This is a genomic window from Saccharopolyspora rosea, from assembly GCF_025643595.1.
GTDB classification, from domain to species: Bacteria; Actinomycetota; Actinomycetes; order Mycobacteriales; family Pseudonocardiaceae; genus Saccharopolyspora; species Saccharopolyspora rosea.
In genome coordinates, this window is record NZ_CP102826.1 from 6,349,954 (window position 1) to 6,369,034 (window position 19,081).

Genomic DNA, 19,081 nt, shown 5'->3' on the forward strand with positions numbered 1-19,081 from the left:
AAGTCCCCGGAAGAGAAGAGGACAGGCACCGGAGTTGTCCACAGGCCGGGTCGAGTTGTCCACAGCTGGGGACACGGTTGGCCCGGCCCTTCCCGAATGCCTAGTCTCGGCGGCGTGACGGGCGATCACCAGCACTCCGGGCCCGGCCCCATCGAGGACTACGCCCTGCTCTCCGACCTGCGGACGGCCGCGCTGGTCGGCAAGGACGGGTCGATCGACTGGCTCTGCCTGCCCCGCTTCGACTCCCCCGCGACGTTCTCCCGGCTGCTCGGCTCGGAACGCCACGGCCACTGGCGGATCGCGCCGACGGGCGCGGTCCGCGAAGTGCGCCGCCGCTACCGGGACAACTCGCTGGTGCTGGAAACGGAGTTCAGCACCGACACCGGGACGATGCGGTTGGTCGACACCATGCCGCCGCGCGAGAAGCACTCCCACGACTCGCCGTGCGTGGTCCGCACCGTCGAGGGCCTGTCCGGCGAAGTGGACGTCGAGCTGCGCTGGGTCGTCCGGTTCGCCTACGCCGACGCGGTGCCGTGGGTGCGCCGCGTCCGCGAGACCGAACCGGTGCTCGACGAGTTCGTCCTGGCCATCGCCGGGCCGCACATCGTGGTGCTGCGCGGCGACGTGCTGCCGCAGCGGGCGCGCAACGAGCGCGCGCACGAGCTGGTCTTCACGCTGCGCGCCGGGGAGCGGATGTCGTGGGTGATGCAGTGGGCGCCGGACCCCGACGAGTTGCCCGCGCCGCGCGATCCGGACCAGGAAGTCCGCGACAGCGAGGACTTCTGGCGCGGGTGGACGGAGAAGATCACCTACGCCGGTCCGCACCGGACCGCGATCCACCGGTCGCTGGCGACGCTCAAGGCGCTCACCTACCAGCCCTCCGGCGGGATCGTCGCCGCGCCGACCACGTCGCTGCCGGAGTCGCTGACCGGTCAGCGCAACTGGGACTACCGCTACTGCTGGCTGCGCGACGCCACGCTGGTCCTGCTCGCACTGGACAACTTCGGGTGTTCCCAGGAGGCCGAGGACTGGCGGAACTGGCTGCTGCGCACCGTCGCCGGCGACCCGGCCGACCTGCAGATCATGTACGGCGTCCAGGGCGAGCGGCACCTGCTGGAGTGGGAGGCCGAGTGGCTGCCCGGCTACCAGGGCGTCGGACCGGTGCGCATCGGCAACGCCGCGTCCCGGCAGCTCCAGCTCGACGTCTACGGCGAGATCATGGACGCGCTGCACCTCGCCCGCGAACGCGGTCTGCCGGAGAACGAGGAGAGCTGGGCGCTGCAACGCGGGATGCTGCGGCACCTGGAGCGGATCTGGCGCGAACCGGACCGCGGCCTGTGGGAGGTGCGCGGCCCGGACCGGTACTTCACGCACTCGCGGGTGATGGTGTGGGTGGCGTTCGACCGCGCGATCCGCGCCGTGGAGGAGGACGGCCTGCGCGGACCGGTCGCGCGGTGGCGGCAGATCCGCGACGAGGTGCACGCCGAGGTCCTGGAGCACGGCTGGAACCCGGACCGCGGGGCGTTCACCCAGTACTACGGCGGGGATTCGCTGGACGCGGCCACGCTGCTCATCCCGGGGGCCGGTTTCCTGCCGGGCACGGACGAGCGGGTGCGCAGCACGGTCCGCGCCGTCCAGCGGGAGCTCCAGCGCGACGGGTACCTGGTGGACCGCTACTCGACCAGCGAGGACCAGCACGAGGTGGACGGGCTGAGCGGGCGCGAGGGTTCTTTCCTGGCCTGCTCGTTCTGGATGGTCGACGCGCTGCACTACTGCGGCTGGCAGGACGAGGCCGAGCGGATGTTCCGCGGCCTGCTGGACCTGGCCAACGACCTGGGTCTCTACTCCGAGGAGTACGACGCCCGCGCGGGCCGGTTCACCGGCAACTTCCCGCAGGCGTTCAGCCACCTGGCGCTGGTGAACGCGGCCTCCGTGCTCTACGGCGGTCGCCGCCGCGGTGCCCGGAGCCGCCGCGACCCCCGACCCGACGCCTGGTGACCAACCGTCAGTCGAGGCGGGAGGCGATGAAGTCGCGGATGTCCTCGGGGGTGCAGGGCCGGGCGAACAGGTAGCCCTGACCTGTCTCGCAACCGATCTCGGCCATGCGCCGCGCCTGCGCGTGCGTCTCCACGCCTTCGGCGGTGACGGTGAGGCCGAGCGCGTGCGCGAGGTCGACGAGGGTGCCGACGATGCGGGCGTCGACCGGGTCGGCGCACTCGGCGTCGCGCAGGCCCTCCATGAACGAACCCGCGATCTTCAGCTCGTGCACCGGGAGGTGCCGCAGGTAGGCGAGGTTGGAGTAGCCGGTGCCGAAGTCGTCGATGGCGATGCGCACGCCCATCCGGGACAGCGCGCGCAGCGCGTCCAGGGGTTCGTCGGCGGTGCCCATGATCGCGCTCTCGGTGAGCTCCAGTTGCAGCCGGGACGGTTCCAGCCCGGTCTCCTCCAGGATCTCCGCGACGTGCGCGACCAGGTTGGGATCGCGGGACTGCCGGACGGCGAGGTTGACGCTGATGAACGGCGCCGCGGCCCCGAAGTCGTCCTGCCACTTGCGCGCCTGGCGGCACGCCTCGCGCAGCACCCACCGGCCGAGCTGCACGATGAGCCCGGTCTCCTCGGCGAGGGCGATGAACTTGTCCGGGCCCAGCCGCCCGAGTTCGGGGTGCGCCCAGCGCACCAGCGCCTCGACGCCGACGACGCCGAAGTCCCGCAACCCGACCAGCGGTTGGTAGTCCACGTAGAACTCGCCGCGTTCCAGCGCGGCGGGCATCTTCGCCGACAGCCGGAACTGGGCGACCTCGTTGGCGTTGCGCACCGGGTCGAACAGCGCCCACTGGCCCTTGCCGTCGGCCTTGGCCCAGTAGAGCGTGACGTCGGCGTCGCGCATGAGTTCGGCGGCGGTCTGCCCGCGCACCGGCCGTTCGACGATGCCGATGCTGGCCGACACCGACAGCTCGTGACCGCCGATGCGGATCGGTTCGTCGAGCGCCCGCAGGACCGTGTCGGCGACCTCGATGGCCTGGTCGGTGCCGGTGGAGTCCTCGACGAGGATGACGAACTCGTCGCCGCCCATCCGCGCCACCAGCCGGTCGTCACCGCGGATCGCGCCGGCGAGCCGCTCGGCGACCGCGACGAGCAGGTCGTCGCCGACGTGGTGGCCGAGGCTGTCGTTGATGACCTTGAAGCCGTCCAGGTCCATGTAGCACAGCGCGACCCGGTCACCGGGTTCGTGCTCCTGCATCACCGCGGTGAGCCGTTCCAGGAACAGCGCGCGGTTGGGCAGCGCGGTCAGCGGGTCGTGCATCGCCTGGTGCCGCAGCCGCTCCTGGAGCATCCGGCGGTCGGTGACGTCCTCGATCATCGCGACCTGGTACAGCGGCAGCCCGTCCTCGCCGCGCACCAGGGACACGATCAGCTCGGTCCACACCGTGCTGCCGTCGGGCCGGTTGAACTGCTTCTCGACGCGGAACTGGTCGCGTTCGCCGCGGACCAGCTCCTCGTACATCCGCCACATCCCGCTGGTGTCGGCGGGGTGCATCAGGTCGTGCACCATTATCCGGCGCAGTTCCTCGGAGGGACGGGCCAGGATGCGCCTGAGTGAATCGTTTACTTCGAGGATCCGGCCCCCGGTGTCGGCGATGCCGATGCCGATGGCGGCCTCGGCGAAGATCGCGCGGAACCGGGCCTCGCTGGTGCGCAACGCCTGTTCGACGGAGTCGCGGGCGTCGAGCACCGCCTGCCGGATGGCCTCCTGCTCGTCGAGGGTCCGCTTGCGGGCGGCCTGGACGAACCCGGAGCACAGCGCGCCCTGCAACGCGGCCACCCGGTCCCGCCAGGTCGGGCTGCTGCCCAGCCGCAGGACGTCGAGGATCTCGTCGCCCAGCAGGTCGATGGTGCGGGCCAGGGATTCGGCGCTGGTGAAGTGGACGCCGACGAGGTCCACGCCGACGGCGCGCGCCGCCGACGGGTCGAACGGGTCGCTGAGCAGTGCGTCGACCAGCCGGTCGGTGTAACCGCACAGTCGTCCCTCGACCTCGGCACTGGTCATGGGCACGTAGCTGGTGCCCATGAGTGCCTGAGCCCACACCGCGGCGAAGCGCCGCCGATCGGCCCGGGTCACCTCGACGGCCACTTCGTGAGCGCTGGGCACAGGCGCTGTCCAGCCGGTCATGCCTGGGGCGCCCTCCATCGTCGTATCTGCCTGGGCCGTTCTGGTTCGGAGCATACGACCGCATCGGTCTGATGGTCGAACATCGCGTCCGGCACCCGGGGTAGCAAACCACCCCCTCGGGGCAGACCCTCAGGCCAGCCCGACCTTAGTTTGATCACTGTCCGTGGCTGCCCCGTTCCGAAAACGGCCCCTCGTGATCGGTCTGCTGTTGTTCGACGCGCGGCACCGCCGCGGCGTTGTGCCGGTATTGCAATCGCCACACGTCTGTTGACCGGCGCCAGGCGCCCAGATGTCCGGATTGGGCCGATCCGGTTAAAAACTAACACAGGGTCTACAGAACCGGAAAACGGTTGGCCACACTTTCGGTCCAAACCGCCGTCGCACCAGCGACGTAGCGCAACCAGAACCGAAGAGGCCCCGATGAACCATCCGTGTGGACTTGGTCGCAGGCGTGGCCTGCTCTCCATATCATCGTTGATCTGCGCTGGGCTACTCCTGCTGTGCATTCCCGCGAACGCCGGCGCCACCTCATCCGGAAGGGACAGGGCGATGTCGCAGTTCGTCAACGGCCAATCGAGCGACACCGAAGTCGACCACCCGATGGGCTCGCAGATCCGGACGCACGAGGGAGCCGGCGAGACCGTACCGCTCCCGCAGCTGGACCCGTTGGCCACGGTCGCCGGCATGGACGTCAGCGCGCACCAGGGCAACGTGGACTGGCAGTCGTGGTGGAACCAGGGAATGCGGTTCGCCTACGTCAAAGCGACCGAGGGAACGAGCTACACGAACCCCTACTTCGCCCAGCAGTACAACGGTTCCTACAACGTGGGAATGATCCGCGGCGCCTACCACTTCGCGCTGCCGGACCGCTCCAGCGGCGCGGTGCAGGCCAACTACTTCGTCGACCACGGCGGCGGCTGGTCCCGGGACGGCAAGACGCTGCCCGGCGCACTGGACATCGAGTACAACCCGTACGGCGACAACTGCTACGGGCTCGCCAAGGGCCAGATGACCGCGTGGATCAAGGACTTCAGCGACACCTACCACGCGCGCACCGGCCGCTGGCCGGTGATCTACACCAGCACGAACTGGTGGAACGGTTGCGTGGACGGCGACTTCAGCTCCACCAACCCGCTGTGGGTCGCCCGCTACGGCAGCAGCGTCGGCCCGCTGCCGGTCGGCTGGACCGTGCACACCATCTGGCAGTACACGTCCTCGCCGCTCGACAAGAACTCCTTCAACGGCGGGATGGACCGGTTGCAGGCGCTGGCCAACGGCTGAACCGCCGGGAAAGATCAGGGGTCGTGCGCGATCGCCGACTACCCCTGACCATCACGACCGCGGTGCTGGTGCTCGTCTGCTCCAGCACCGCGTTGCTGTTGTTCGACCCTCGCGTGACCAGCGCCGACGCCCTGCGCACCGGAGGGCTGGCCGCCGGGTCGGTGGTGGCGCTGTACGCGCTGTGGCTCAACGACCGGCGGCGGCGAGTCGAGGAGGAACGGCAGCGGCTCGACCAGCGGCGGCAGGAACTCGACGGGCAGCGCTACGCCCTGGAGCAGCAGCGGCAGGCGCTGGAGGACCGGCGTGCCGCGCAGGACCGGGAGCGGGCCGCCGACGAACGGTTCGCGCGGGCCGTGGAACTGCTGGGGCACGAGACCGACCAGGTGCGGGTGGGGGCGCTGCACGCGCTGGCCGGGCTGGCGCGCAGCCACCGCGAGTACACCCAGACCGTGCTCGACGTGCTGTGCTCGTACCTGCGGCGCCCGTTCGACCATCCGAAGTGGACACTTCCGGAGGACCTGCCGGACGACGCCGAGCAGTGGTCGCGGATCAGCCCCGAGCTGGAACGGGAACGCCACGCGCGGCAGGCCGCGCAGCGGTTGGTCCGCGACCTGCTGCCGACCACCTCCGAGGCCGATCCGGAGGTGTACGACCTGGACCTGACCCGGGCGTGGCTGGAGCGGTTCGACCTGTCGGACCGGGTGGTGGGTCGCGTTGCGGCCTACCGCTGCCGGTTCCGGCACACCACGAACCTCAACCGGGCGGTCTTCCGCGGTCCGGTGCACTTCCGCGACAGCGTGTTCCTGGCGCGGATCCGGGCCGAGGACACGGCGTTCGGCGGGAAGCTGGAACTGCGCGGGATCAGCGCGTACGGACCGTGCGGGTTCGAACGGGCCCGGTTCGACGGCGCCGTGGACCTCAAGCGGGCGGTGCTCCGGGAGCGGGTCTACTTCCGCGAGGCGAGGTTCGGCGCGCCCGTCGACCTGCGGCACGCGCGCTTCCCCGGCGGCGCCGACCTGCGGTTCGCCGGGGAAGCTCCGGAGGCGCAGGTCGACGACCTGCTGATCGGCGGCACGCCGGTCGATCCGGTGGGCCGCCTTCCGCGCGAACCGCACCACCCGGAACTGAGCGCGGGGGAGAATCGCTCGCGTGGGTGAGCGGAAGATCGGCTTGGTGCTGACGATCGGACTCGCGGTCGTGGTGCTGGTGTGCGTGAGCGCGGCGCTGCTGGCGTTCGACCCGCGGACGACCGGCGCGGACGCGCTGCGCACCGGCGGTCTGGCCGCCGGGTCGGTGGTGGCGCTGTACGCGTTGTGGCTCAACGACCGGCGCCGACGCGTCGAGGAGGGCAAGCACGCCATCGAGCAGCGGCGCGCCGACCTCGACCGGGACCGGGTGGCCGACGAGCGCTTCGCGCGGGCCGTGGAACTGCTGGGGCACGAGACCGACCAGGTGCGGGTGGGCGCGCTGCACGCGCTGGCCGGGCTCGCCCGCAGCAACCCGGAGTACACCCAGACCGTCCTGGACGTGCTGTGCTCGTACCTGCGGCGGCCCTTCGGGCATCCGCGGTACGCCGAGGACGGGCAGGCTCGGCATTCCCCCGGTGTTCCGCCCGGTGTGCCCGTTCCGCAGAACGCCGCGATCGAACCGGAGTCGTCCTGGACCCCGCAGGCCGTGGCCGACGCCGAGCGCAAGTTGCAGGTCCGGTTGACCGCGCAGCGACTGGTCGTGGACCTGCTGCCGCGCGCCGGGGACGTGGACGCGCCCGCCTACGACCTGGACCTGACGAACGCGACGCTGGAGTACTTCGACCTCACCGACCGCAAGGTCGGCACCCTGGTGCTGCGCTACGCGCACCTCTACAGCAGCAACAACTTCAGCCGCTGCGAGTACCGCGGTCCGGTGTGGTTCACCGGCAGCACGACCGGTCCGGGGCGGCTGTCCGGCAACTTCCGCTGCCAGGACGCGGTTTTCCACGACAAGGCGTGGTTCAGCGGGGTGCACTTCGGCGGTCCCGCGATGTTCGACCGCACCCGGTTCGCCGGGCGGACGAAGTTCGCCGACTGCCGCTTCGACGAGCGGGTGTCCATGGTGGACGCGTCGTTCGAGGGGCAGGCCGACTTCCGATCCGTCCACTTCGGACACGATGTGGACCTCCGGGCGACGTTCCGCGGCGAGGTCCTGCGGACCGGGATCCGCGCGTCCCGGGACCGCGAGGTGCACCTGCCCGAGGAGTGGGAGGACCGGGTCGGGACATGAGGTCGGTGTTCGCGGCGGTGCTGGCGGTCGTCCTGGTGGTCGGTTCGGCGTGCTCGGCGGCGCCGCCGGACCCGCGGGTGGCGCGGACGCCGCCGATGGGCTGGAACTCCTGGAACTCGTTCGGCTGCGGCATCGACGAGCGGTTGATCCGCGACACCGCCGACCACCTGGTCTCGTCCGGGATGCGCGACGCGGGCTACCGGTACCTGGTCGTCGACGACTGCTGGTTCGACCCGCGACGCGACGCCGGCGGCGAGCTGCGCGCCGACCCGGTGCGGTTCCCCAGTGGGATGCGCGCGCTGGCCGACTACGTGCACTCGCGGGGCCTGGAGTTCGGGCTCTACGAGGTGCCGACCGACAGGACCTGCGCCCAGCGGTCCGGGACCTACCCGGGGGCGACCGGGAGCCGGGGGCACGAGGAGCAGGACGCGCGCACGTTCGCCGACTGGGGCGTGGACTACCTCAAGTACGACTGGTGCTCACCGGAAGGAACGCTGGACGAGCAGATCGACGCGTTCTCGACGATGCGGAACGCGCTGCGCGCCACCGGCCGCCCGATCGTCTTCAGCATCAACCCGAACAGCGACCACGCCGCCAAGACCGGCGCGACGCACGACTGGACCGGCATCGCGCACCAGTGGCGGACCACCGACGACATCAAGCCGGTCTGGCACACCGACGGCGCCGACGAGATGGGCGTGGTCGACGTCGTCGACGTGAACCGCAAGGCCGCCCGCCGGGCCGGTCCGGGGCACTGGCACGACCCGGACATGCTGGAGGTCGGCGTGCACGACGTCGACGGTTTCCGGGGGCTGAATGGCTCGGAAGCGCGGGCGCACCTGAGCACGTGGGCGGTGATGGCCGCCCCGCTGCTGGCCGGGAACAACGTGACGACAATGCCCGCCGAGGTGCGGGACGCCCTGACGAACCCCGAGGTCATCGCCGTCGACCAGGACCCGGCCGGGATCGAGGGCACGCCCGTGCGCGCGACCGGCGACCAGCAGGTCTGGGCGAAGCCGATGGCCGACGGCTCCCGCGTCGTGGCGCTGTTCAACCGGGGCGACCGACCGGCGACGATCCGCACCACCGCCGGGGAAGCGGGCCTGCCCCGGGCGTCGGCCTGCACCGTCCGCGACCTCTGGGCGCACGCCACGACCACGACGTCCGGGGACATCGCGGCGGTCGTGCCCGCGCACGGCGTCGCGCTCCTCCGGGTGTCCGCGAGGTAGGTCGGGGTGGCCGGGCGAGTTGTCGGGGAGGAGGCACCCGGCCACCCCGGGAGGTCCGGCTGACGAGGAAGGGGCGTTCGCCGGACCTGGTCCTCGTTCGTCCTAAGTGGACTTCTCGGCGGCGAGGCGGGACGTGATCTCGCGCCAGCACGTCATGCACGTCGCCTCCTCGATCCACTCGATCTCCGACGGGAGGCGCTGGACCTGCCACGCCTCGACCTCGACCCCGCAGAACGAGAAGACCGCGTCGTGCGGACCCGCCTGGCGCACGACCACGTCGAAGGCGTGCCGACCGACACCCACCGGACGCCAGAACCAGTTGACGAGCGAGAAACGGAACATGGCTACCTCCCGCTAAGTTGCAATCCCACTTTACTGTGATTGAAGAGACTCCGGGGGCACAAGCTTCTTGATCGACTGCCACGCGAAAGGGTGTACGCACGACGTCCTGCGCGAATGCCATGCTCTACGACATGCCAACACCGACCGTGCGGCGGCTTCAGCTCGGGCACCTTCTGCGCCATGCCCGCGAGGAAGCCGGGCTCGATCTCGATGCCGCAGGCAAGCTCATCGGCAAGACCAACAGCACGATGAGCCGTGTTGAGCGCGGCCAGACCTCGCTACCGCAGCACGTCCTGCGGAAACTCCTGGCCGCATACGAGGAACGCGCGCCGGGAGCGGTGGAGGAGGCGGAGATCTTCGACCTGGCTCGCGGGAGCCAAGAGCGCGGTCGCTGGTCGGGATACCGCTCGGTCTATTCGAAGTACTTCCGGATGGCCGTGGACCTGGAGGCCGACGCCTCAGCCATCTTCCAGTACCAGACCGAGATCATCCCTGGCCTGCTCCAGACCGAGGAGTACATCCGCGCGCTGTTCACCACGGCTCGGCTCCAGCTCAGCGACCAGTCCACTGAGGACGCCTTGGAAGCCAGGCTTGAGCGTCAGGCGGTGCTGCGGAAGAAGGATGCTCCGCAGGCGGGGTTCGTGCTGTCGGAGTCATCGATCCGTCGCGTGGTCGGCGACCGAGCCTTGATGGCGAGGCAGCTCCGCCAAGTCGCGGAGGCTGCTCACTTGCACAACATCCAGATCCAGATCCTGCCGTTCGACGCGGCGACAGCTCCGCGTGCAACTCATGACTTCAAGATGTTCCGGATACCGTCACCTGGCAATGCCGGCCCGCTTGAGTTCGTCTACGTGGAAGACTTCACTGACGGCCGTTATCTGGACGGGCATGGCGACGTCGACGCATACACTGTGCTGTGGCAACAGCTCGTCGCGGCTGCGCTGGATCCGGTGGAGTCCGAGAAGTTCATAGTGCGAGTCGCCGACGAGTTCGCTCGGTGATCAGCGGAGGCACTATGCGAAGCGACGACGTCAAGTGGCGGAAGTCCAGCCGAAGTCCGAACAACGACAACTGCGTTGAAGTTGCCCAGCTGGGCAGTGGCGCCGGTGTCCGGGACAGCAAAGACCCCGACGGCGCCTGGTTATCCGTCCCGTCCGATGCCTGGGCTCGGTTCCTGGGTGGGATCAAGGGCGGGCGGTTCGACCGCTGATGTGCGAAGGCCCCGGCCGGAGCCGGGGCCTTCGTCGTGTCAGCCGAAGAGCTTCGGCAGGGTGCCTTCCCAGGCTTCGCGGAGTTCGTCCAGCGGGATGTCCGCGACGTCCTGGATGTCCAGCGACTTCGTGCCCGAGTCGGCCACGCCGACCTTGTGCCACGGCAGTCCGCGGGCCGTGCACATGTCGGTGAAGCGCAGCTCCTCGGTGCGCGGGACCGCGACCAGCACCCGGCCCGCCGACTCGGAGAACAGCCAGACGAACGGGTCCGCGCCCTCGGGCAGGACCACGCGGGCACCGCACTCGCCGATCAGCGCCGTCTCGACCAGGGCCTGGGCCAGGCCGCCCTCGGAGAGGTCGTGGGCCGCGGAGATCATGCCGTCGCGGGAGCCCGCCACCAGGACCTCGGCGAGCAGCTTCTCGCGCGCCAGGTCGACCTTCGGCGGGACGCCGCCGAGGTGGTCGTGGGCGACGCGGGTCCACTCCGAGCCGCCGAACTCCTCGCGGGTCTCGCCGAGCAGCAGCAGGGTCTCGCCCTGCTCGCCGCCGATGCCGGTCGGGATGCGGCGGGTGACGTCGTCGATGGTGCCGAGCACGCCGACCACCGGGGTCGGCAGGATCGCCTTCGCACCGGTCTGGTTGTAGAAGCTGACGTTGCCGCCGGTGACCGGGATGCCCAGCTCGCGGCAGGCGTCCGCCAGACCCCGCACCGCCTGCTGGAACTGCCACATCACCGCCGGGTCCTCGGGCGAACCGAAGTTCAGGCAGTTGGTGACCGCGACCGGCGTGGCACCGGTGGTCGCCACGTTGCGGTACGCCTCGGCGAGCGCCAGCTGCGCACCCGCGTACGGGTCGAGGCGGGTGTACCGGGAGTTGCAGTCGGTGGCGACCGCGATGCCGCGCCCGGTCTCCTCATCGATGCGCAGCACACCGCCGTCCGAGGGCTGGGCCAGCACCGTGTTGCCGCGCACGTAGCGGTCGTACTGGTCGGTGACCCAGGCGCGCGAGCACAGGTTCGGCGAGGCGGCCATCCGCAGGATGGTCTCCCGCAGGTCGTCCTTCGTGGACGGACGGGTGAGCGTGTTCGGGTTGTCCGCCGCGATGAGGTCCTGCTCGGCCGGGCGCTCCACCGGGCGCTCGTAGACCGGGCCCTGGTGCGCGACGGTGCGCGGCGGCACGTCGACCACCAGCTCGTCGTGCCAGTAGATCTCCAGGTTCTCGCCCTCGGTGACCTCACCGATGACCGTCGCGGTCACGTCCCACTTGCGGCAGACGTCCATGAACGCGTCCACATTGGACGGCTCGACGACCGCGCACATGCGCTCCTGGGACTCGCTGGAGAGGATCTCCGCGGGGTTCATCCCGGTGGCGCGCAGCGGAACCCGGTCCAGGTCGACGCGCATGCCGCCGTCCCCGGCGGAGGCCAGCTCGGACGTCGCGCAGGACAGGCCCGCGCCGCCGAGGTCCTGGATGCCCACGACCAGGCCCGCGTGGTAGAGCTCCAGGCAGCACTCGATGAGCACCTTCTCGGCGAACGGGTCGCCGACCTGCACGCTCGGCAGCTTCTTGCGGCCACCCGCGCTCTCGTCGCCGTCGAAGGTCTCCGACGCCAGCACGGACACGCCACCGATGCCGTCCAGGCCGGTGCGGGCGCCGAACAGGATGACCTTGTTGCCCTTGCCGCTGGCGTGCGCCAGGTGCAGGTCCTCGGTCTTCATCACGCCGACGCACATGGCGTTGACCAGCGGGTTGCCCGCGTAGCACTCGTCGAAGACGACCTCGCCGCCGATGTTCGGCAGGCCCAGGCAGTTGCCGTAGCCGCCGACGCCCGCGACCACGCCGGGCAGCACGCGCTTGGTGTCCTCGGCGTCCGCCGGGCCGAAGCGCAGCGGGTCGGCCACCGCCACCGGGCGGGCGCCCATCGCCATGATGTCGCGGACGATGCCGCCGACACCCGTGGCCGCGCCCTGGTAGGGCTCCACGTAGGACGGGTGGTTGTGGCTCTCCAGCTTGAAGGTCACCGCCCAGCCGTCGCCGATGTCGACCACGCCGGCGTTCTCGCCGATGCCCGCGAGCATCTTCTCGCGCATCTCGTCGGTGGTGGTCTCGCCGAAGTAGCGCAGGTGCACCTTCGACGACTTGTAGGAGCAGTGCTCGCTCCACATCACCGAGTACATCGCCAACTCGGCCTCGGTCGGCCGGCGGCCGAGGATCTCGCGGATCCGCTGGTACTCGTCGTCCTTGAGCCCCAGCTCCCGGTACGGCTGGGGAGTGTCCGGAGTGGACTTGGCGAGTTCGACCGTGTCGAATTCGACGGTTCGACCGTCGGCGTCCACTTTGGTCTCGATGTCGCTCACGCTGCCACCAGTGCGTCGAGTGCGGACAGGAACATGCCGAGGCCGTCGTCGGTCGGGCCGGTCAGCGGGTCGATCGCGTGCTCGGGGTGCGGCATCATGCCCGCCACCCGGCCGCGGGCGTCGGTGATGCCCGCGATGTCGCGCTGCGACCCGTTGGGGTTGTCGCCCGCGTACCGGAACAGCACGCGGCCCTCGCCTTCGAGCTCGTCCAGCACGGCCTCGTCGGCCATGTAGTTGCCCTCACCGTGCTTGATCGGGATCAGCAGCTCCGCGCCCTGCTCGTAGCGGGTCGTCCAGGTGCTGGTGTTGTTCTCGACCTTGAGCCACTGGTCGCGGCACACGTAGTGCAGGCCCGCGTTGCGGGTCAGCACGCCGGGCAGCAGCCCGGACTCGCACAGGATCTGGAAACCGTTGCAGACCCCGAGCACCGGCATGCCCTTGCGGGCGGCGTCGATGACCTCGGTCATCACCGGGGCGAACTTGGCGATCGCGCCGCAGCGCAGGTAGTCGCCGTAGGAGAAGCCGCCCGGGACGACCACCGCGTCGACCCCGTGCAGGTCGTGGTCGGCGTGCCAGAGGGCGACCGGCTCGGCGCCCGCGCGGCGCACCGCGCGCTCGGCGTCGACGTCGTCGAGGGTGCCGGGGAAGGTGATGACGCCGATCTTGCTCATGCGTCCACCCGGCGGACGGTCCAGTCCTCGATCACCGGGTTGGCCAGCAGCGTCTCGGCGATCCGGGCCAGCGTCTCGTCGTCGACGGAGTCGTCGACCTCCAGCTCGAAACGCTTCCCCTGGCGGACTTCGGCGATCCCGTCGAACCCGAGCCGGGGCAGCGCGTTCGCCACCGCCTGCCCCTGGGGGTCGAGGATCTCCTGCTTCGGCATGACGTCGACTACGACTCGGGCCACGGGTGCTGCTCCCGGTTTCCGTGCGGATCCGCCCTCGGGCGGATGGTCAGCAGTACCTCAAAAGGGTAACTGAGCTGGGAGTTCACCCCGCCCGAGAGGGGGCCGGGTGCGGCATGGCTCACGAAGGGTGACATACGACACAATTCCGGCGATTTGTCTAAACCTCTGCTCCGTTCGCCGTCTCTACACACCGGGGGCCCGCAACCGGCCCCCACCCGACAGCGAACCGAGGGGGCGCACACCCATGCGACTGACGAAGACGCTGGTCACCGCCGGACTGATCGCGAGCCTGACCGCGATGGCGGCACCGGGCGGGCTGACCGCCGACCGCACCACCGTGCGCGCGGGCGGCACCATCACCCTGCACCTCGACCACGGCCGGGAGGACGTGGGCTGGATCTCGTCACCGGCCTTCGCGCGCTCCGGGCAGCACCCGTTCGGCGCCGACGAAGGGCTGGCGCGGGTCCTCGACGACCGCGACGGGACCACCGAGGCCACCGCCACCATCGCGACCGTCCCGCCCGGCGACTACCCCGTGCACACCCACGTCGGCGGCAGCGCCGGGCCCAGCATGACGATCACGGTGTCGGGCTGACGTTCGCCCTCGGTGAGATCACTCGCCGGGCTGGTGTGCGACGGGCATCGTTTCCGGCATGGAGATCCTGGTTCTGGGCGGCACCGCGCAGCTGGGGCACGCGGTCGCCGCGGCGGCCGTCCGGCGCGGGCACCGCGTCACCTGCGCCGCGCGAGGCGTCAGCGGATCGGTGCCCGCCGGTGCCGAACTCGTACCGGTCGACCGCCGCGACGGACTCGACCCGCTGGCCGGGCGCCGGTTCGACGCGGTGGTCGACGTCGCCACCATGTCGCTGCGGTGGGTGCGGGACGCGCTGGCCGCGCTCGGCGCCCAGGCGGGCCACTGGACGTTCGTGTCCAGCATCAACGCCTACGCCGACACGATGACCCCGGGGCAGACGGCCGCGTCCCCGGTGCTCGACCCGGTCACCGACGCGCCCGACTTCACCTCCGAGGACCGGCAGGTCGACGTCGAGACCTACGGCGGCGTCAAGGTCGCCAGCGAGAACGCCGTGCGGGAGGCCGTCGGCGACCGGGCGTTCGTGGTGCGCCCCGGACTCATCACCGGTCCCGGCGACCGGATGGACCGGTTCGGCTACTGGGCGGCGCGGCTGTGGCGGGGCGGGCGGGTGCTCGTCCCGGACGCTCCCGACCAGCCGATCCAGCACATCGACGTGCTGGACCTGGCCGAGTGGATCATCGGCTCCGCCGAGCAGGGCCGCACCGGCACCCTCGACGCGATCGGGCCGGTGACGACGCTGCGCGCGCTGCTCACCGGGCTGGCCGAGATCGTCGCGCCGGAAGGCACCGAACTCGTCGCCGCGCCGCCGCGGGCGCTGCTCGACGCCGGTGTCTCCCCGTGGGGCGGGCCGAAGTCGCTGCCGCTCTGGCTGCCGGACACGCACCTCGGCCTGACCGCCCACGACCCGGCGGAGTCGCTGGCGGCCGGGATGCCCGTCCGGCCGCTGGCCGAGACCGCGCACGCGGCGCTGCGCACCGAGCGGGAACTCGGCCTCGACCGGGAACGCATCGCCGGTCTCACCCCGGCCGAGGAGTCGGAGCTGCTGGCCACCCTTGCGCACCGCGTCTGGTGACCGGTGCAAGGGTGGATCCGGATTCCGCGCCGTCCGGCGCGGGAAACCCGGAAGTCCGGCCATCGAGGAGGAACACCGTGCAGATCACCCACTTCGGACACGCCTGCGTGCTGGTCGAAACCGGGTCGGCCCGGTTGCTGTTCGACCCCGGTTCGTTCTCGACGGGCTTCGAAGAGCTCCGCGACCTCGACGCCGTGCTGCTCACCCACCAGCACTTCGACCACGTCGACGTGGACCGGCTGCCCGACCTGCTGGCCGCCAACCCGCGGGCCCGCCTGGTCGCCGACCCCGGATCCGTCGAACTGCTCGACGGCAAGGGAGTGCCCGCCGAGACCGCGCGGCCCGGCGACTCGCTGGAGATCGCCGGAGCCGCGCTCACCGTCGTCGGCGGCGCGCACGCCGTGATCCACCCGGACCTCCCGGTCATCGACAACATCGGCTACCTCGTCGACGGCGGCGGCTTCTACCACCCGGGCGACTCGTTCTTCGTGCCCGAGCAGCGCGTCGACGTCCTCTGCCTGCCGACGGGCGCGCCGTGGCTGAAGGTGTCCGAGGCCGTCGACTTCCTGCGGGCCGTCGCGCCGCGCGTCGCCGTCCCGATCCACGAGGCGGTGCTGGCCGTGCCGCAGCTGCACTACCGGATGTTCGAGCAGCTCGGCCCGTCCGGGACCAGCGTCAACGTGCTCGACCGGGGTGCGGCGACGTCCGTGTGACGGCTCGTCGTGGTGCGCGGCCGGCGACGAGGCCGCGCCCCCGGTCGGTGCGGTCGGGGACGGGCTCTCAGTCGTCGCCGGGCCCGTCGTCATCGTCGTCGCAGTCGACGGGCCAGCCCTTCGGCAGCGGCCGGGACGCCTGCGGGACTCCCGGCACCTGGCCCGGCAGGAAGCGGCCGTGCTCGAAGCAGTCGTCGTCGAAGCAGTCGTCCCACCGGTCGGCGACGTCGTCGCGGTCCCACCGGTCGTCGTCCCGGTCGTCGTCCGCGCAGGGCGCGGGCGGCTGCTGGACCACCGGCAGGCGCGGCGGAGGCGGCGGTGGCGCGGTGCCCGCGTCGGCCGCGAGGGCGACGCCCGCGCCGGTGAGGCCCAGCAACGCGACGGCCGAGGCGACCGCCCAGGAGCGCTTGACGTTCCGGATGCGCATGGTTCCCCGCTTTCGTAGGAGGCGTGTGCGCTACCGAGCCTCGCGGGTGGTGGTGAGTCGTCCCTGAAGTCGCGATGAAGCCGCTCTCATCCGCATCTGCCCAGGTCACGGGCTGCGGCTAGGGCGGAGTAGGTGATCGGGTCGGCGCCGTGGTGCAGCGCCAGGTCGACGCCGTCCAGCACCGCCTGGCGGGGCCCGGGCCGGGCGAGGTCCCCGGCGCGCACCGCCAGCCGGACCATCCTCCGGCGGCGCGCCGCCCTCCCGGCCCCCAGCACGAGAGCCCGGCAGCGCCACGGCTCACCGCGCTCGCCGGGGCCGATCGACCGGGCGCGCGCCCGGTGCAGCCGGCCGGTCACCAGGTCGCGGACGGTCGAGGCGTCCGCGCACACCGCGAAACCGTGCCGCCGCAGCGCGGCGGTCGTGCCCGGCGACGCGAGCCGCCTCGGCAGGACGAACGTGTCCGTGCTCAGGTCCATGCGTTCCAGCGCCGCGCGGGCGGCGACCAGCCGCAACCCCGCCTCGTGCGCGGGAAGCGCCGCCGGCAGCAACCGACCCGAGCAATGGCCGAAGCCGCGCAGGCCGAGCGCGTCGCCCGCGGTCAGGCGATCGGACAGCCAGCGCCGCACCGGCGGAGCCGGGCGCGGGCCCGGCGGGAGCAGCAACGTCAACGGGACGCCTCGGCGGTCGAGCTCGGCGGCGAAGTCCGCGCACCGGTCGAGCGTCCGGGCGTCGAACCCGGCCAGCGACACCACGAGCGGCATGCCCACGACGCCCATTGCACCCAGCCGCGGTGACCGCCGGCTGACGCCGAGGTGACCCGCGGGCGCCGAGCTCGGAGATTTCGCGCTGCGCTCAGGCGGTCGGAGCAGGCCAGTCGGCGAAGGACTCGCCGGTGATGCGCTCGTACGCCTCGACGTAGCGGGAGCGGGTCGCCTCGACCACGTCGGCGGGCAGCGGTGGCGGCGGGGTGTCCGAGGCGCGGTCCCAGCCGGAGGCCGGGGAGGTGAGCCAATCGCGCACGTACTGCTTGTCGAAGGACGGCTGGGTCCGGCCCGGTTCGTAACCGTCCGCGGGCCAGTACCGGGAGGAATCCGGGGTCAGCACCTCGTCGCCGAGCACCACGGAACCGTCCGCGGCCACGCCGAACTCGAACTTGGTGTCCGCCAGGATCACCCCGCGCTCGCGCGCGTGCTCGGCCGCGCGCCGGTAGATCCGCAGCGTGAGCTCGCGCAGCTGCTCGGCGCGCTCCCGGCCGACCGCGGCGGTCACCGCCTCGAAGCTGACGTTCTCGTCGTGCTCGCCCAGCGCGGCCTTGGTCGCGGGCGTGAAGATCGGTTCGGGCAGCCGGGACGCCTCGGTGAGCCCGTCCGGCAGCTCAACCCCGCACACCGCGCCGGTGCGCCGGTAGTCGGCGAGCCCGGAACCGGTCAGGTAGCCGCGCGCCACGCACTCGACCGGCAGCATCTCCAGGCGCCGCACCAGGAGCGCGCGACCGCGCACCTCACCGGGGATCCGCGGGTCGTCGGCGGACACCAGGTGGTTGGGCACCAGGTCGGCCAGCAGCTCGAACCAGAACACGCTCATCGCGGTCAGCACCCGGCCCTTGTCCGGGATCGGGGTGTCGAGCACGTGGTCGTACGCCGAGATCCGGTCGGACGCCACCAGCAGCAGGTGTTCGTCGTCGACGGCGTACAGCTGGCGGACCTTGCCCGCGGCGATCCGGGGGTAATCGGCGAGTGCAACCACGTGCCGGATTCTCCCCCACAGCGGACCGGCTCCCCGGCGCGGGTGGTATGACGAGGCGGAGCGAAGCAGGGAGGCAACAGTGGCCGACACATTCACCGGCTGGCTGCGCGAACGCAGCGAACCCGACTGGACCGCGGTGATCACCCACCCGTTCACCCGGGCGTTGTTCGACGGTCTGGTGCCGACCGAGTCGATGCGCTCCTACCTGGTGCAGGACTACCAGTTCGTGGACGACTTCCTGGCGCTGCTCGGCTCGGCGCTGGCCAAGGCCGACCGCTACGCCTCCCGGTTGGCGATCGCGGGCAGCATCGCCGTGGTCACCAGCGAGGAGAACACCTACTTCCAGCGGGCCTTCGACGCCCTCGGCGTCGGCGAGGCGGACCGGATCAGCCCGCGGCTGCACGACGCGACGGTGACGTTCCGCGAGCTGATGAACGACACCAACGCGCGCGGCAGCTACGCCGAGGTGCTCACCGTCCTCGTGGTCGCCGAGTGGAGCTACCTGGAGTGGGCGGTGCGGGCCCCGGCGACGCTGCCGGAGAACTTCGTGCACGCCGAGTGGATCACGCTGCACAACAACCCGGAGTTCCGCCGCTGGGTCGACTGGCTGTGCGGCGAACTCGACCGGGTGGGCGCGGACCTCGACGAGCGGGACCGCGCCCGGTGCCTCCGGCTGTTCCAGGAAGCGACGCGCTGCGAACGCGACTTCTTCGACGCCCACTGGAGCGGCTGAGAGCGCGGGCTCGTGGTGCGTGGCGGCCGCGCACCACG

Annotated in this window: 19 protein-coding genes; 11 read left to right on the top strand and 8 right to left on the bottom strand. The window is 71.3% G+C overall.

From position 1 onward, the window contains the following. Positions 1 to 114: 114 nt before the first annotated feature. A complete protein-coding gene (locus tag NV263_RS29540) occupies positions 115 to 1,998 on the top strand; it encodes a glycoside hydrolase family 15 protein (RefSeq protein ID WP_263250096.1) in 1,884 nt (627 codons plus the stop codon). Between the two features lie 7 nt (positions 1,999 to 2,005). Here NV263_RS29540 and NV263_RS29545 read toward each other — a convergent pair whose 3' ends face one another. Then, positions 2,006 to 4,150 carry a putative bifunctional diguanylate cyclase/phosphodiesterase gene (locus tag NV263_RS29545; protein WP_317630377.1) on the bottom strand — a complete coding sequence of 715 codons (2,145 nt, stop codon included), beginning with the start codon at positions 4,148 to 4,150 and terminating at the stop codon, positions 2,006 to 2,008. A 570-nt stretch (positions 4,151 to 4,720) separates the two neighbouring features. On the opposite strand from NV263_RS29545, the gene NV263_RS29550 reads away from it, so the two are divergent. Genes NV263_RS29550 through NV263_RS29565 form a run of 4 tightly spaced genes read left to right on the top strand, consistent with a single transcriptional unit; the run spans position 4,721 to position 8,940 of the window. Then, positions 4,721 to 5,452 carry a lysozyme gene (locus tag NV263_RS29550; protein ID WP_263250097.1) on the top strand — a complete coding sequence of 244 codons (732 nt, stop codon included), beginning with the start codon at positions 4,721 to 4,723 and terminating at the stop codon, positions 5,450 to 5,452. A 23-nt stretch (positions 5,453 to 5,475) separates the two neighbouring features. Further along, positions 5,476 to 6,609: a pentapeptide repeat-containing protein gene (locus tag NV263_RS29555; RefSeq protein WP_263250098.1), complete on the top strand. Its 1,134-nt coding sequence runs from the start codon at positions 5,476 to 5,478 to the stop codon at positions 6,607 to 6,609. After that, positions 6,602 to 7,711, top strand: a complete 1,110-nt coding sequence (locus NV263_RS29560) for a pentapeptide repeat-containing protein (RefSeq protein ID WP_263250099.1) — start codon at positions 6,602 to 6,604, stop codon at positions 7,709 to 7,711. The genes NV263_RS29555 and NV263_RS29560 overlap by 8 nt, the downstream gene beginning before the upstream one ends. Beyond that, entirely contained in the window at positions 7,708 to 8,940 is a 1,233-nt protein-coding gene (locus NV263_RS29565) for a glycoside hydrolase family 27 protein (protein WP_263250100.1), read from the top strand. The genes NV263_RS29560 and NV263_RS29565 overlap by 4 nt, the downstream gene beginning before the upstream one ends. Positions 8,941 to 9,042: 102 nt before the next feature. Here the strand turns inward: NV263_RS29565 and NV263_RS29570 are convergent, their stop codons facing one another. After that, positions 9,043 to 9,282: a hypothetical protein gene (locus NV263_RS29570; protein ID WP_263250101.1), complete on the bottom strand. Its 240-nt coding sequence runs from the start codon at positions 9,280 to 9,282 to the stop codon at positions 9,043 to 9,045. A 131-nt stretch (positions 9,283 to 9,413) separates the two neighbouring features. Between NV263_RS29570 and NV263_RS29575 the strand changes: the two genes are divergently transcribed. Beyond that, positions 9,414 to 10,283, top strand: a complete 870-nt coding sequence (locus tag NV263_RS29575; RefSeq protein ID WP_263250102.1) for a helix-turn-helix domain-containing protein — start codon at positions 9,414 to 9,416, stop codon at positions 10,281 to 10,283. A gap of 14 nt (positions 10,284 to 10,297) precedes the next feature. Then, entirely contained in the window at positions 10,298 to 10,492 is a 195-nt protein-coding gene (locus NV263_RS29580) for a DUF397 domain-containing protein (RefSeq protein ID WP_263250103.1), read from the top strand. 39 nt (positions 10,493 to 10,531) lie between these two features. On the opposite strand, the gene purL is transcribed toward NV263_RS29580, so the two are convergent. The 3 genes from purL to purS are packed head-to-tail and all read right to left on the bottom strand — an operon-like array spanning position 10,532 to position 13,757. Continuing rightward, positions 10,532 to 12,841, bottom strand: coding sequence for a phosphoribosylformylglycinamidine synthase subunit PurL (gene purL / locus NV263_RS29585; protein ID WP_380756469.1), 2,310 nt, complete (start codon positions 12,839 to 12,841; stop codon positions 10,532 to 10,534). Between the two features lie 5 nt (positions 12,842 to 12,846). Continuing rightward, entirely contained in the window at positions 12,847 to 13,521 is a 675-nt protein-coding gene (purQ, locus tag NV263_RS29590) for a phosphoribosylformylglycinamidine synthase subunit PurQ (RefSeq protein WP_263250104.1), read from the bottom strand. Continuing rightward, the gene (gene purS / locus NV263_RS29595; protein ID WP_263250105.1) at positions 13,518 to 13,757 is read right to left on the bottom strand and encodes a phosphoribosylformylglycinamidine synthase subunit PurS; all 240 of its coding nucleotides are present in this window, start codon (positions 13,755 to 13,757) and stop codon (positions 13,518 to 13,520) included. Before purS ends, purQ begins: the two co-directional genes overlap by 4 nt. Before the next feature lie 244 nt (positions 13,758 to 14,001). Between purS and NV263_RS29600 the strand changes: the two genes are divergently transcribed. From NV263_RS29600 to NV263_RS29610, 3 genes are all read left to right on the top strand, one after another. Next, a complete protein-coding gene (locus tag NV263_RS29600) occupies positions 14,002 to 14,352 on the top strand; it encodes a hypothetical protein (protein WP_263250106.1) in 351 nt (116 codons plus the stop codon). A gap of 58 nt (positions 14,353 to 14,410) precedes the next feature. Further along, positions 14,411 to 15,424 carry an NAD-dependent epimerase/dehydratase family protein gene (locus NV263_RS29605; RefSeq protein WP_263250107.1) on the top strand — a complete coding sequence of 338 codons (1,014 nt, stop codon included), beginning with the start codon at positions 14,411 to 14,413 and terminating at the stop codon, positions 15,422 to 15,424. Positions 15,425 to 15,501: 77 nt separating this feature from the next. Next, entirely contained in the window at positions 15,502 to 16,137 is a 636-nt protein-coding gene (locus tag NV263_RS29610) for an MBL fold metallo-hydrolase (RefSeq protein ID WP_263250108.1), read from the top strand. A gap of 67 nt (positions 16,138 to 16,204) precedes the next feature. Here NV263_RS29610 and NV263_RS29615 read toward each other — a convergent pair whose 3' ends face one another. The 3 genes from NV263_RS29615 to NV263_RS29625 form a co-directional block, all read right to left on the bottom strand. Continuing rightward, positions 16,205 to 16,564 (bottom strand): hypothetical protein, encoded by a 360-nt coding sequence (locus NV263_RS29615; protein WP_263250109.1) that lies wholly within the window; start codon positions 16,562 to 16,564, stop codon positions 16,205 to 16,207. Between the two features lie 86 nt (positions 16,565 to 16,650). Continuing rightward, positions 16,651 to 17,325 (bottom strand): DUF2334 domain-containing protein, encoded by a 675-nt coding sequence (locus tag NV263_RS29620; protein ID WP_317630443.1) that lies wholly within the window; start codon positions 17,323 to 17,325, stop codon positions 16,651 to 16,653. 91 nt (positions 17,326 to 17,416) lie between these two features. Further along, positions 17,417 to 18,310 carry a phosphoribosylaminoimidazolesuccinocarboxamide synthase gene (locus tag NV263_RS29625; RefSeq protein WP_263250111.1) on the bottom strand — a complete coding sequence of 298 codons (894 nt, stop codon included), beginning with the start codon at positions 18,308 to 18,310 and terminating at the stop codon, positions 17,417 to 17,419. 79 nt (positions 18,311 to 18,389) lie between these two features. On the opposite strand from NV263_RS29625, the gene NV263_RS29630 reads away from it, so the two are divergent. Next, positions 18,390 to 19,043 carry a TenA family protein gene (locus NV263_RS29630; RefSeq protein WP_263250112.1) on the top strand — a complete coding sequence of 218 codons (654 nt, stop codon included), beginning with the start codon at positions 18,390 to 18,392 and terminating at the stop codon, positions 19,041 to 19,043. Positions 19,044 to 19,081 lie beyond the last annotated feature (38 nt).